This window comes from Thermostichus sp. MS-CIW-34, from assembly GCF_054060435.1.
The window spans coordinates 1-12,500 of record NZ_JBSSDE010000008.1 but is presented as its reverse complement, the minus strand read 5'-3'; the positions used below and the strand labels follow the sequence as shown (position 1 = coordinate 12,500).

Here is a 12,500-nt window from a genome sequence, read left to right as displayed (position 1 = left end):
TTGCCGATCCAAAAACCGCCGCAGCCGCGTCACGCTGTAGTGCTCGCGATAGAGCGCCGCGCTGCTCATCAACCCCCGCTCTTCGGAAACCAAGAGGAACAGGAACCGGTAGACCAAGCGCAGCAGTTGGCGGTAGAGCTCCCTGGGATCCGACAAGAGCCGCGCTCTCAGCCTCTGGTTCTTGGGATGGGCCAGGAACCCATTTGCCAGCAACCTGATGCACTCCTCAACCCCCTCCCGCAGCCGTTCCCGTACCCGGCCACCCTGCTCCAGGGCCTGTTGGTAGTACTTTTCCAGCAGACAATCCCCTGCTAGCTCTGCCGTTTGGGGCAAGCGGCTGCGGTGCAGCAGCCGAAAGAGGATGGCAAAGTCGTTAAACCGCTGCTCCTCTAGGATCTGCTTCAGGTCAAACTCCACATAGGCCTGCCGACGCACATAGGTGGAGTCCCGCAGGAGGCGCAGGGTCAATCCGTTGGTAACAATGCCCCAGAGGTGCTCGCTGCGGTTGAGATACTCCTGCAGCAGCGAGTGGGGTGCCAGGCGAGGCCGGCCAGAAGCCGGCACGCGGCCCAGCTCCTGGCGCGCGCCGACGATGTGCACCGGTGGCGCGTCTTCCGCCTCGCCCATGCGATGCGAGATGGGGAAGTTCATTCCGTCCACCTCGCAGGCGCGCGGTTGATAGCGCACCTCGATCCCCAGCAAACTGAAGAAGGGGATCGCCCAGGCATCGCGGGTGATGCTGGTGGCGAGATCGCTTTCGGGCAGGCGCTGCAGGCGGCTCTGGAAGGCCTCCCAGTACTTTCGACAATCGGCAAAGACCGCGGCAATCTCTTCGACTGGGCCGCGCTTGCTGTTAAAGCCGAAGTCTTCTGGCTTCTGTCCTGGCAGATCCCCTGCCAGCAGCTTTTCGAGAATATCGGGCCCCAACAGGCCTCCTTCGATGCGTACCCCAGAAAACTCGCTCATCGGCAAACCACCGGTTGGAGAACAAGGAGTCCTAAAAGATCGGGGGGAAGCTGCGGCTTCACCTTCAGCCCCCGCCCCTGTAGGGACACGGCTTGGCGGATGCGCCTATGGGCAGCCTCCAGCTCAGCAGCACGCTGCAAAATCCGCTCCCGCGCCGCCTGCTGCAGCCGGTGATCCCTTCCCCAGTTTTCCTCTGTCTCCTGCCACGGGCCGAGACAGGCCAGGAGATGCTGAACCAGCTCCCGCTTTTCCGCTAGCGGTAGGTTCTCATCCGGCTTGGCCGTGGCCAGCAGTTGGAGAGCTGCGCCCGTCTCCAGCCAGCGGGCCTCGCCGCTCTCCAGGCCAACACCGCCTAGCACCAGCACCTCTTCCGCCAAGAGAGGCTGCCCCTGGGGTTGCTCCACCAGGTAGCGCACCCGCAGCAGCAGTAGAGTTGTAAGATCAACTACCGCTCGGGTGCGTAGAGCGCCGCAGCGGGAGACGACAGCATCCCCTTTCTCTGGGTTGTCGAGGGCTTCCTCCAGCAAAAACTGGGCCAGGGCAACCACGACGCGGTGGTTGCGGCCAATGTATTCGGCACCTTCGGGCGTGGGCGAGTCGAAGCTGATTAGCCAACGCCCGCCTTTGGGAGAGGGCAGGGCCAGGCGAATGGCTTCCGGCAAGGTGGCAGTGGCTTCGGAGCCGACGCTAACCTGGTAGACCCCCGACCGCTTCCCTGGGGTTATGGCTAGGTTGAGGCGCTGGGCGGCAGCCAGGAAGAATTCGCGCACAGCTTCGGGATCCCCTAGCACGGCATCGGTGGCCTCCAGCTCCCGCTGCACTGCCTCAGGCTTGAGGGCTCGCTGGGCAAAACGGGTGCGGTTGCGCCGCTCCTGTTCGACAGAGCGATCCCAGCGCCGATGAAACTCATCCACTTCCGGCACGCCAAGATCGAGGGTTAGCTGGCGCTCGGCGGACCAGTGTCCCTTGCGCAGGAAGAGGGCTTCGAGCACAGCCTGGGTAACGCTTTCGCTAGCCTCCGGCACAGGCACGTGGGTGCCCAGGGTGCGGTGGATCTCCCGCGCTTTGTTGAGCAACACCTCCAGTACCACGCCATCTACGGGGTTGTCGCGGCCAAAAAAGCGGATGACCTTGACCCGGCTGGCCTTTTGGCCGTAGCGATCCACCCGGCCCTCCCGCTGCTCCAGCCGATTGGGGTTCCAGGGCAGGTCGTAGTGGATGACGGCTGTAAACTTTTCCTGCAGGTTGATCCCTTCCGAGAGGCAGTCGGTGGCCACCAGCACCCGTGGTCGGTCAACTTCCAGGTTCGCGATCCTGGCCTCCCGCTCCTCGTCTCCCATCCTGCCCGTTACACAGGCTACTTGGGCTGGGGATCCCAGCTGTTGCCGAAGGTAACTGTCCAGATACTCCGCAGTGGCAACGTAGCGGCACCAGAGGATGGGATGAAAACCTTCCTGAAGCAACTTTTTCACCAGCTCGATGGCCCGCGCCAGTTTGGTGTCGTGCTCTGGGCCCTGGAGCTGTTTGGCCAGACGGGCCAGGGCCTGCAACCGGCGGCGGTCGCTATCCGGCAGGGTTGGGTCTGCGGCTTCAAGAGCTGGCGTTGGCAGCTCATCGTCGGTACGCTCTTCTGCCGACTCGAACACCCAGCGGCTCAGTTCTGCCTCAACCTCTTCTTCTGCCTCCAGGGTTGCTCCGCTGCGATTGTGCAATGCCGCTACTGCTGCCGCCGGGCTGGACATTACGCAGCGCAAAAGGGCCAGCGCTCCCCAGTAGCGCACTCGCTGCTGGCGCTTCTCTAGTTGCTGCCCTGTGCACACCAATTCCGAGCAAAACCCATAGGTGTCCTCGAACAGCTTGCGCTGCCCCTCAGAAAGGGTGTAGGTTTCATCTTCAGCTTCCCGGGTTGGAAAACAGGTGAGCTCCTGCCAAGTTTCCCGAATATCTCGCCGCGTGCGCTGGACAAAATGACGGGCTAGCTGGACGCGTTGGTCTTCGTTGAGATCCTGGAGATCCCATGTCTCGAACTCGGGCCGCAGCAGCCCCAGCAGCGAGCGGAAGGCCTCTTCGACACCGCTGTGGGGAGTTGCCGTCAGCAGGATCAGGTGGCGGTTGGGGTTTTGGGCCACCGCTTTGAGCAGACTGTGGCGCTCCTGCTGGTTTTTGCCATGGGCCGCCGCTGCCCCATGGACTTCGTCGGCAATGACCAGCTCAGGACAAAATTGCAGAAATGGGTGGCGGTTGCGCTCGGTCTTGACGAAGTCAATGCTGGCCACCTGGACAGGAAAGTGCTCGTAGAGGCTGCGCCCAACAGGGGTTTTTCGCTCCAATTGCCCCACCGTTCCCGAGCGGATGACCACTGGCTCCAGGTTAAACTTCTCGGCCAGCTCGCTGGCCCACTGCTCGCACAAATAGGGAGGGCACAGGACACAAAGGCGTCGGATCTCGCCGCGATCCAAAAGCTCCCTGGCTATCAGCAGCGCCTCGATGGTCTTGCCCACCCCTACGTCGTCGGCAATCAATAGCCGCACCGGATCGAGGCGCAGCGCCATGAGCAAGGGCACAAACTGGTATACCCGTGGCCGAATCGAGAGGCGCCCCAGAGAGCGAAAGGGAGTTGCGCCCTCCCGTAAAATCAGCCGGGCCGCCTGCCAGAGGAGAAGGGTACTGGTGGTATCGGCAGGATGATCCCCAGAGGGCCAAGGAAAGGCGGTAGGCTCCACTCGCTCGAAGGGCAAGGTGCCGCCCACAAGGTTCATCAGGTGTCGGTGAATGCAAACCGCATCTTCTGGGGTGCCGGTGAGGGGCCGCAGCACCACAATTTCTTCTGAATCAGCGGGGAGCACCACCCACTCGCGGTTGCGGCAGCGGACAATTGAGCCAGGCTGCATGGGATCCCTGGGAGCGACCTACCTTTTCCATTGCATCTTAGATACTCTTTGGGGACAACTCTCTCCCATCTCCCAACACCCTGCCGGCAGCGGTAGGATGAAACGGAGCCGGCCTCAGGTACCCCTCTGGCCCACCGACATCATGAGCAGCCCCCGTTATCCGTTTGAGCGTGTTCGCGAGCATTTGCTCTTCCAATCCTTGGAAGATGCCGAGTGGAAGGCATTGACGGCAGCCCTGTTGCCCAGCCGCTTTTCCCCAGGCCAGGTGATCTTCCAGGAAGGGGATCCCAGCAGTGACCTGTACATGATCCTCAGTGGAGTGGTGGAGCTGCGTCGCCAGTACGTGCGACATCCGGGAGATTATTGGCTGGCCACGCTGCACGCCGGGCGCTTGTTTGGGGAACTTTCTCTGCTGACGGGGCGGCGGCGCTCCTTTACGGCAGTGAGCATGACCGAGGTGCAAACCCTACGCCTTTCCACCGAAGGGCTGATCCTGCTGCCCCTGGAAGTCCAGGTGAAACTCTACCGCGCCTGGAGCCAGATCATCAGCGAGCACCTTTACTGGCTGGATAGTATGTTCACGGATCTTCTGGAGCAGCGAGGGGTAGAAAATGTAGCCTCGGCTATGGCTCTGCTGCACCAGCGCTATCCCGCTTGAAAGAGGCTCAATCCCTGCTCCGCATAGGTTTGCAGGTCAACGTCCACGAAGACAACCCCTTGGATCCCAAATTTTGTCTTCAGAATGTTCAGGGGTTGCGATATCATGTGCTAGGCAGCAGCCCCCAAGAGATTTCAAGCAGCGAGGTCAGGAGCAGTGGTTAGGGTAGCCATCAACGGGTTTGGTCGCATTGGTCGCAACTTTTTGCGCTGTTGGCTGGGTCGCTCCCAGTCCAACCTGGACATTGTTGCCATCAACGACACCTCAGATGCTCGCACGGCTGCCCACCTGCTCAAGTACGATTCCATCCTTGGGCCGTTGCAGGGAGCAGACGTTGAGCCTGCAGAAAACGGTTTGGTGGTGAACGGCAAGCATATCTATGCCGTTTCCGACCGCAACCCCAGCAACCTGCCCTGGAAAGAGTGGAAGGTGGATCTTGTTATTGAAGCTACAGGTGTTTTTGTCGACTACCAGGGTGCCTCTAAGCACATAGAAGCGGGGGCCAAAAAGGTGGTGATCACCGCCCCGGCCAAGGGGGGAGACATTCCCACGTTTGTCTACGGTGTTAATCAACACACCTACGACCCGGTGCGGCACAACATTGTCAGCAACGCCAGCTGCACCACCAACTGCCTTGCCCCGATCATCAAGGTGTTGCTGGACAAGTTCGGCGTCCTCCGTGCCACCATGACCACCACCCACAGTTACACCGGCGACCAGCGGATCTTAGATGGTGGTCACCGCGATCTGCGGCGGGCCCGGGCAGCAGCATTGAGCATGGTGCCCACCACCACGGGGGCGGCCAAGGCGGTGGCTTTGGTGATCCCGGAGCTGAAAGGCAAGCTGAATGGGGTGGCGGTACGGGTTCCCACGCCCAATGTGTCTCTGGTGGACTTGGTGGTGCAGACGGAGCGGCGCGTGATTGCCGAGGAGGTAAACGCTGCCCTCAAAGAAGCCTCAGAAACTACGATGAAAGGGATCCTCGCCTACTCGGATATTCCCTTGGTCTCCATCGACTACCGCGGCCACGACTGCTCGGCCATTGTGGATGCGGAGATGACCAGTGTGCTGGATGGGGATCTGGTCAAGGTCATGGCTTGGTACGACAACGAGTGGGGCTACTCCCAGCGGGTGTTGGACTTGGCGGAATACATGGCCGCTCACTGGGTGGAGTAGGCTGCTTCGGTTGGCAACCCTCTTCTGTTCCCCATTATTCCCCCATCGAGAACTGGGCAAAAACCTGCCAACGTTTGCCGTCGTGGAGGAGGAGCGTCAAAGCTGACGCTACAAACGCACTCTGGAAAGAACGCGTCTTGAACTCTGGCCAGGCGGCGCGAAAGTGGGCGGGGGTTAGATCTCGAAAGGCCACGGTTATGTGGGGCACAAACGGACGGGCTTGAGCGGTCGTTTCTTTCCGGTTGAGAAGGAGCCCCATGTGGTGATGGGCTTGAGCTTGTAGCCGCTGCAGTTCTGGGGAGGGCACGACGTGAATAAAAATGACACGCGGCGCGAAGGCCCCAAAGCCGGATAACTGGATGGCGACGGGAGTTTGCTGCTTGGCAAAGGCCTCTAGGGATCCCGTCAAGGCTGGCAGCTCGGAACTGGGCCACTCGAACGGCGGCACCAGGGTGATGTGGGGGGGAGAGCGCAGAGCTGCTCGGCTGGCAAATTGCTCTGCAAACTCTTGCTGGATGGCCGTCACCTGCTCTTGCAGGGCCGGAGGGGGAAGCAGAGCAAGAAACAGTCGCTGCTTGGGGTTATCCACCAGCATCGGTAAGAACCTAGAGAACAGGGGATAATGCAACTGTAGCCAAGCCCAAACATCTTGTTATGTCGCGTCCTGTCGCTTCTTCCCCTATCCTGGATCCCTCCTCGGCAACCGGATCCCCAGGCCAAGCGCCTCAGCCGGCTCCCATTCCGCCCTACCAGTGGCATTTGTTCCTTTGTGCAGATCAAACCAAGCCCAAATGTTGTGAGAAAGCCGTGGGATTGGAAGCCTGGGACTATTTGAAATCGCGGATCAAGGAATTGAACCTGGAAATCGGGAGCGGGGGATCCCTGCGGGTACACCGCACCAAAGCCAACTGCCTGCGGGCGTGCGACTATGCTGTTCCCGGCCCTGTGCTGCTGGTCTATCCCGGTGGGTTTTGGTACCACTCGGTCACGCCGGAGGTGGTGGAGGAGATTCTTCAAAAGCACATCTTGGGAGGGATCCCTGTTGTTGAGTATCTGGTAGCCCAAGATACCCTCAGCGCCCCTGATCCAAAAGGGCATGGATAGCCTGCACGCACTCTGCCGTCACCTGCTGCAAATCGGCCTTATCGCTGGAAGCAGGGGGGGGAATCACGTTGCCAATGCGCACCGTGATGGGGCAGAACAAGCGCGGCCACCGGGATCCCTTGGGCAAGACCTTTTCCGTGCCCCAAAGGGCTACAGGCAGCAGAGGCGTTTGGGTGCGGGCTGCAACCAAGGCCGCTCCCAAGTGGGGCTGAGGAATGCGGCCATCGGGGGTACGAGTGCCATTCAAAAAGATCCCTACCGCCCATCCCTGCGCCAAAGCTGCTTCCGTGGCCCGCAGGGCAGCGCGGTCAGAGCCGCCTCTTTTGACCGGGTAGGCGCCGTAGAGCTGGATCACCTGCTTCAGCCCCGGCACCCGAAACAGCTCTTCCTTGGCCATGAAGGCCACCGGGCGGCGCACCGCATTGGCCACCAGCGGCGGATCCAAATGGCTGGCGTGGTTGCTGACGACGATGAGGGATCCCTGGCGAGGCACGTTTTCCTGCCCATAGGTGCGCCCAAAATACAGTCCCCGAAACAAGGGGTTGACCACCAGCCACTTGAGCAGCCAGTAGGCCAACCAATCCCGGCGGCGATAACCCATCTGTGAGTCCAACGATCCCTGCCACTCCGGCAGCAGTTCCCTCTCTGAGTGTAGTGGAGGGTGGGTGCTGAAGGGGATCCCTGGGCTTCAGCTCTCCAAATCGGGATCCTCACCCAAAGCCCGCAATCTTGCCGCCAGACGCTCCGCCCGTTGATGTTCTCGCTCCGCCCTTTGGCGTTCTTGTTCGGCTCTTTGGCGTTCTTGTTCCGCCCGTTGACGTTCCTGCTCCGCCCGTTCCCGCTCCAACTCAGCCTGTTCATCGCCGGTCAGCAGCAACTGCCCTTGGGCATCACACCAGCGCAACCAGCGAGCTTGTTTCCCCTCAAAAACGCCTTCCCACACCGTCAGGCCCAGCCCCACCTGTTCTAGCCAGGTCTCGGTCATTTCCGCGTAGTGGCGGCCCCGCAGTTCGAAAATGCACAACTCCTCTGGCCCCAGCTCATGATTGGGATCGAAGACCGCGTAGTAGCTAACTCGCATCTGCTCATAACGGCTCAGCTTGCCTTCCAGCTCGTCGCCTTCGCGGTTGGAGACGATCTCGATCACCACATCCGGCGGCTTGTCAAATTGCCAGAGCAGGTAGCAACGGTTTTGCTTCTCCCACCATTGCTCCGGCACCGTGACGTCCAGGCTGAGAAAAACATCCGGCACAATCGGGGGCCGACCGATGGCGGTGTAGATGCCTACATTTGCCGCTGCTAAAAAGGTTTTGCCGCGCAAAGCGCTGTAGAGAGCTCCAGTCAGGAGGCGCTGCTGTTTTTCCGAGGCAAAGTTATCCACCGGGGTATCATCCTCTGTTACGAGATCGGCGACGTCGGGAACCAGCAGTTCAGTATCCATGGGCAGATGGGGTTGGGGATGCTAGCGATCTTAGCTGCTCACCTCAGGGATCCTCTGCTCCCTGAGAAACAGAGAAAACAGAGTCCTCGAGCAAGCCCAGGTACAATCGAGAAAGCTTTACTTAACGATGATTTCTTTTTCTTCGCTGCTTGATGCAGATCGATATCCGTCCTGCTGAAAATTCGGATAGTGCAGCTCTGCTCCACATTTTGCAGGTGGTCTTTGCGGAGTATCCAGGCTGTGTATTGGATATCGAAGAAGTGCCGGAGTTGCTTCAGCCTGCCACGGCCTTTGCGGAGATGGGGGGATCCCTTTGGGTGGCGCAGCATCAGGATCAAGTGGTCGGCTGTGTCGGCCTTGTGCCCGATGGGATCCCTGGGCGCATGGAGCTGAAAAAACTCTACACTCTGCCCGCAGTGCGCGGTCGAGGTTTGGGTCGGCGTTTGATTGAACAGGCCGAATTTGCGGCTCGGCAGCAGCAGGCGGACTCTCTGCATCTGTGGACAGATACTCGCTTCACGACGGCTCATCGGGTTTATGAGCGGCTCGGCTATGTGCGTCTGCCGGAAATTCGTGAATTGCACGATCGCAGCAACTCTGTGGAGTATCACTACGAAAAGCGTCTCCGTTGAGGGTCGGGCTGTTGAACTGTGATGCGTTGGTGATTGGCTGTGGGGTGGTGGGCTGTGCCATTGCCTACGAATTGGCCACAGCTGGGCTGTCGGTCATTGGAGTGGATGCCGGAGAGCCGGCCTCAGGCGCCGCGGGCGCGTCGCTGGGGGTGTTGATGGGGATCTGCAGCCGCCAGCCTAGCGGGGAGGTGGTGCAGTTGCGTCTAAAAAGCCTGGAGCTGTTCGATCCCCTAATCGCGCGGCTGGAGGAAGACCTGGGCCGGAGTTTGCCCGTCAATCGGCGCGGCATTCTCAAACTCCTCAGGGAGGAGGAAGTGGAAGCTTGGCAAGAGACCCTGGCGGCCCGCCGACAAGCAGGTTACCGCCTAGATCTGCTCAGCCCTGCCGAAGTGGGATCCCTGCAGCCCGGCCTGCGCAGCGACCTGGCGGCGGCCATCTACTCTCCCCAGGATCGACAAGTCCAGCCCAAGCTCCTAACCCAGGCTCTCTTGGAAGCAGCCCAACGCAAGGGATCCCGCTTTTTCTTCCACCAGCCTGTCCAGAAGATTCAGCGCAGCTCGGATCCCCCCTTTCGCCTGCAAGCGGTTTACACCCCCGCTCTCACCCTCTCGGCAGGTCACGTCATTCTGGCGGCAGGTCTGGGCAGCTCCCCTCTGGCCAAAGAGCTGGGGTTGCAGGTGCCCCTGCAAGCGGTCAAAGGCCAGGCCCTGCGGGTCAGAGCTCCCGGGATCCCCCTGGGGCCCGTGGTCACCGACGCGGATCTGCATCTGGTTCCTTTGGGCGATGGATCCCTGTGGGTGGGGGCAACAGTGGAATTTCAGGCCCCTCATCCCGAGCCGACGCTGCTGGCGCTACAAGATCTGCTGGCCCGCGCCATCCGACTCTGCCCGGCTTTGGCCGAAGCAACTTTGTTGGATCATTGGGCCGGCCATCGGCCTCGACCAGTGGGACAGCGCGCCCCCATCCTGGGTTGGGCTCCTGGCTACGCCAATCTGCTCATTGCCACCGGCCATTATCGCAATGGAGTGTTGCTGGCCCCGATCAGCGCCGCCATCCTGCGGGACTTGGTACTGAAAGGGGAAACAGCCCTCTGTGATCTAGGGCCCTTTGCCCCCAGACAGGGCTGAGCCCGTATCCATCTTCCGGCTCTCGGCCCGCCGATGGACAGGACATATGTCAGAATGAAAGGCTGCCTGGTTAGGATCGGATCGTCCGTTGAGTAGCCCAAAGGAGAAGAGAGCCTTGCCGAAGTTCGCCCTAAAAGCCCTCTGGTTGGAAAACGATTTGGCTATTGCCGTCGATCAGGTGGTGGCCAAAAACCGCAGCCCCCTCACCCACTACTTTTTCTGGCCGCGGGATGACGCTTGGGAGCAGCTTAAGGCTGAGCTGGAAAGCAAAACTTGGATCAGCGAAGTGGATCGCATCGAGCTGCTTAACCGAGCCACCGAACTCATCAACTACTGGCAAAACGGCGGGCGCAACCGCCCCATCAGCGAAGCCCAGGCCCAGTTTCCCGACATCCTGATCGGCGGCAACTCCTAGCCCTCTCCCCCCTGTCAGCCAAAACGTGACTCCGGATCTGCCCATCTTGCTCAGGCTCCCGTCTTTGAGCTAGATTGGCACTCGGGAGTTTAGAGTGCTAACTCCCTGCTAGCCGAGCCGGAGGATTCCTGGGAACCCCACTCCGCCTGGCAGTACCCAAAGTAGGAGCCCAGTCAGACTTACGAGGATCGCGGATTCTATGGCAAAGCGGATTCTGTTTAGAGAAGAGGCCCGCAAGGCATTGGAGCAGGGCATCAACCAACTGGCGGATGCAATCAAGGTTACGATTGGCCCCAAAGGACGCAACGTGGTCTTGGAGAAGAAGTTTGGTGCCCCCCAAATCGTCAACGACGGGGTCACGATTGCCAAGGAAATTGAGTTGGCCGATCCTTTGGAGAACACAGGCGCCCAGTTGATGCGGGAAGTGGCCTCTAAGACCAACGATGTGGCCGGAGATGGTACCACCACAGCCACCATCCTGGCCCAAAGCATGGTGCGGGAAGGGCTCAAAAACATCTCGGCGGGCGCCAACCCTGTGGCTCTGCGGCGCGGCATTGAAAAGACCACTGCCTACTTGGTGGAGCAAATTGCAGCTCATGCCAAGCCTGTGGAAGGCCGTAAAACCATCGCCGAAGTAGCCACTATCTCTGCTGGCAATGACAGCGAAGTGGGAGAGATGATCGCCAAGGCCATGGATGCTGTAGGGCGAGATGGGGTGATCACGGTCGAAGAATCCAAGTCGCTGGAAACCGAGTTGGACGTGGTGGAGGGGATGCAGTTTGACCGCGGCTACATTTCCCCCTATTTCGTCACAGACTCGGAGCGGATGGTGGCCGAGTATGAGAATGCTTATCTGCTGATTACCAGCAACAAGATCTCCAGCCTGCAAGATCTGGTGCCCATCCTAGAGCGGGTGGCCCGCGAGGGTCGGCCTCTTCTGGTCATTGCGGAGGATGTGGAGGGAGAGGCTCTGGCCACATTGGTGGTGAACCGCCTGCGGGGGGTACTCAATGCGGTGGCGGTCAAGGCTCCGGCTTTTGGGGATCGGCGCAAAGCCATGCTGGAAGATATCGCCATTCTCACCGGCGGGCAGCTCATCTCTGAGGATGTTGGCATCAAGCTGGATAAGGTCACCCTGGACATGATGGGGGTGGCCCGCAAGATCACTGTCACCAAAGACAAGACCACCATTGTGACCGATGGCAGCACCAAAGCGGCGGTGGAAAAGCGAGTGGCTCAAATTCGCAAGCAACTGGAAACCACCGATTCCGAGTACGACCGCGAGAAACTGCAAGAACGCATCGCCAAGTTAGCTGGGGGGGTAGCAGTCATCAAAGTGGGGGCCGCTACTGAAACCGAACTCAAAGACCGCAAGCTGCGCATTGAGGATGCCCTAAATGCCACCCGAGCTGCGGTGGAAGAAGGGATCGTCCCCGGCGGTGGGGCGACGCTATTGCACCTCTCCAAAGGGATCCCGGCTTTCAAGGCCAAGTTGAATGCCGAAGAACAGGTGGGGGCAGAAATTGTTTACCGAGCCTTGCAGGCCCCTCTCTTTCAGATTGCCCACAATGCCGGTCTGGAAGGGTCAGTGGTGGTGGAAAAGGTTTTGGAGAAGGAGATGCCCTTTGGCTTCGATGCCCTGAGCGGAACCTATGTGGATATGTTTGCCCAGGGGATCGTCGATCCGGCCAAAGTGGTGCGCTCAGCGCTGCAAAACGCGGCTTCCATAGCCGGAATGTACCTCACAACCGAAGCGATTGTGGTGGAAAAGCCTGAGCCCAAGCCGGCGGCTGGCTCTGCACCTAAGGGGATGATGTAGTCTTGCGAAAGTAAACTGCCCGACACCAGCGCTATGCGCAGGATGCGGGCTTTATCCCAGTCCCTAGCGGCCCCAGAGGGCAGCTAAGTTTCGGAATTTCAGGCGAGTTTACAGTCGCCCCAAGGAGAGAGATTACTTGAGCAGCGTTATAGTCAGCATCCCCTTCCCACCCACAATGTCCACACTTGAACGACTTACCATTGCGGTAGGACTTACCCCGCTCAGGGTGGATGTGCAGGCATTTGTGGCAGGTCTGACTGGTGTAGGCAGG

At 60.0% G+C, this 12,500-nt stretch carries 13 protein-coding genes (1 of these 13 running past the window's edge); 7 read left to right on the top strand and 6 right to left on the bottom strand.

Features of this window, described 5'->3' with window-relative positions; genetic code table 11:
• Together ACVWYY_RS04300 and ACVWYY_RS04295 are read right to left on the bottom strand one after the other, a co-directional pair.
• Nucleotides 1-966 carry the 5' portion of a DUF559 domain-containing protein gene (locus ACVWYY_RS04300; protein ID WP_457439659.1) on the bottom strand. Its footprint begins 3,576 nt before the window's first position, so the window shows 966 of its 4,542 coding nt (coding positions 1-966); its start codon is at nt 964-966; its stop codon lies off the left edge, out of view.
• Entirely contained in the window at nt 963-3,857 is a 2,895-nt protein-coding gene (locus ACVWYY_RS04295; protein ID WP_457402480.1) for a helicase-related protein, read from the bottom strand. Before ACVWYY_RS04295 ends, ACVWYY_RS04300 begins: the two co-directional genes overlap by 4 nt.
• A gap of 97 nt (nt 3,858-3,954) precedes the next feature.
• Here ACVWYY_RS04295 and ACVWYY_RS04290 point away from each other — a divergent pair, with 97 nt between their 5' ends.
• Both ACVWYY_RS04290 and gap read left to right on the top strand, forming a co-directional pair.
• Nucleotides 3,955-4,515: a Crp/Fnr family transcriptional regulator gene (locus ACVWYY_RS04290; protein ID WP_187147224.1), complete on the top strand. Its 561-nt coding sequence runs from the start codon at nt 3,955-3,957 to the stop codon at nt 4,513-4,515.
• 156 nt (nt 4,516-4,671) lie between these two features.
• On the top strand, nt 4,672-5,691 hold the full coding sequence (gap, locus tag ACVWYY_RS04285) for a type I glyceraldehyde-3-phosphate dehydrogenase (protein WP_414421616.1): 1,020 nt from the start codon (nt 4,672-4,674) through the stop codon (nt 5,689-5,691).
• 34 nt (nt 5,692-5,725) lie between these two features.
• Here the strand turns inward: gap and ACVWYY_RS04280 are convergent, their stop codons facing one another.
• Nucleotides 5,726-6,286: a 2'-5' RNA ligase family protein gene (locus ACVWYY_RS04280; RefSeq protein ID WP_457402478.1), complete on the bottom strand. Its 561-nt coding sequence runs from the start codon at nt 6,284-6,286 to the stop codon at nt 5,726-5,728.
• Nucleotides 6,287-6,345: 59 nt separating this feature from the next.
• On the opposite strand from ACVWYY_RS04280, the gene ACVWYY_RS04275 reads away from it, so the two are divergent.
• Entirely contained in the window at nt 6,346-6,795 is a 450-nt protein-coding gene (locus ACVWYY_RS04275) for a (2Fe-2S) ferredoxin domain-containing protein (protein ID WP_414331431.1), read from the top strand.
• Here the strand turns inward: ACVWYY_RS04275 and ACVWYY_RS04270 are convergent.
• On the bottom strand, nt 6,764-7,396 hold the full coding sequence (locus ACVWYY_RS04270) for a lysophospholipid acyltransferase family protein (protein WP_414331435.1): 633 nt from the start codon (nt 7,394-7,396) through the stop codon (nt 6,764-6,766). The two genes, ACVWYY_RS04275 and ACVWYY_RS04270, sit on opposite strands and share 32 nt — an antisense overlap.
• Before the next feature lie 87 nt (nt 7,397-7,483).
• Entirely contained in the window at nt 7,484-8,236 is a 753-nt protein-coding gene (locus ACVWYY_RS04265) for a Uma2 family endonuclease (protein ID WP_457402476.1), read from the bottom strand.
• A gap of 152 nt (nt 8,237-8,388) precedes the next feature.
• Between ACVWYY_RS04265 and ACVWYY_RS04260 the strand changes: the two genes are divergently transcribed.
• The 4 genes from ACVWYY_RS04260 to groL all read left to right on the top strand — a co-directional run bounded on the left by ACVWYY_RS04260 (nt 8,389) and on the right by groL (nt 12,229).
• The gene (locus tag ACVWYY_RS04260) at nt 8,389-8,868 is read left to right on the top strand and encodes a GNAT family N-acetyltransferase (protein ID WP_414330053.1); all 480 of its coding nucleotides are present in this window, start codon (nt 8,389-8,391) and stop codon (nt 8,866-8,868) included.
• Between the two features lie 11 nt (nt 8,869-8,879).
• A complete protein-coding gene (locus tag ACVWYY_RS04255; RefSeq protein WP_414357710.1) occupies nt 8,880-9,995 on the top strand; it encodes an NAD(P)/FAD-dependent oxidoreductase in 1,116 nt (371 codons plus the stop codon).
• Between the two features lie 88 nt (nt 9,996-10,083).
• Nucleotides 10,084-10,410 (top strand): 30S ribosomal protein PSRP-3, encoded by a 327-nt coding sequence (locus ACVWYY_RS04250; protein WP_414330048.1) that lies wholly within the window; start codon nt 10,084-10,086, stop codon nt 10,408-10,410.
• Nucleotides 10,411-10,609: 199 nt separating this feature from the next.
• Nucleotides 10,610-12,229 (top strand): chaperonin GroEL, encoded by a 1,620-nt coding sequence (gene groL / locus ACVWYY_RS04245; RefSeq protein ID WP_414357711.1) that lies wholly within the window; start codon nt 10,610-10,612, stop codon nt 12,227-12,229.
• Between the two features lie 31 nt (nt 12,230-12,260).
• Here groL and ACVWYY_RS04240 read toward each other — a convergent pair.
• Nucleotides 12,261-12,500: zinc ribbon domain-containing protein (locus ACVWYY_RS04240; protein ID WP_457402474.1), on the bottom strand; the 240-nt coding region annotated here is incomplete at its 5' end.

Excerpts from the sequence above, each read along its gene's own strand:
- ACVWYY_RS04270 (WP_414331435.1), bottom strand. The coding sequence starts at position 7,396 with ATGGGTTATCGCCGCCGGGATTGGTTGGCCTACTGGCTGCTCAAGTGG.
- ACVWYY_RS04260 (WP_414330053.1), top strand. The coding sequence starts at position 8,389 with ATGCAGATCGATATCCGTCCTGCTGAAAATTCGGATAGTGCAGCTCTG.
- ACVWYY_RS04265 (WP_457402476.1), bottom strand. The coding sequence starts at position 8,236 with ATGGATACTGAACTGCTGGTTCCCGACGTCGCCGATCTCGTAACAGAG.
- ACVWYY_RS04290 (WP_187147224.1), top strand. The coding sequence starts at position 3,955 with ATGAAACGGAGCCGGCCTCAGGTACCCCTCTGGCCCACCGACATCATG.
- ACVWYY_RS04280 (WP_457402478.1), bottom strand. The coding sequence starts at position 6,286 with ATGCTGGTGGATAACCCCAAGCAGCGACTGTTTCTTGCTCTGCTTCCC.
- groL (WP_414357711.1), top strand. The coding sequence starts at position 10,610 with ATGGCAAAGCGGATTCTGTTTAGAGAAGAGGCCCGCAAGGCATTGGAG.
- ACVWYY_RS04275 (WP_414331431.1), top strand. The coding sequence starts at position 6,346 with ATGTCGCGTCCTGTCGCTTCTTCCCCTATCCTGGATCCCTCCTCGGCA.
- ACVWYY_RS04295 (WP_457402480.1), bottom strand. The coding sequence starts at position 3,857 with ATGCAGCCTGGCTCAATTGTCCGCTGCCGCAACCGCGAGTGGGTGGTG.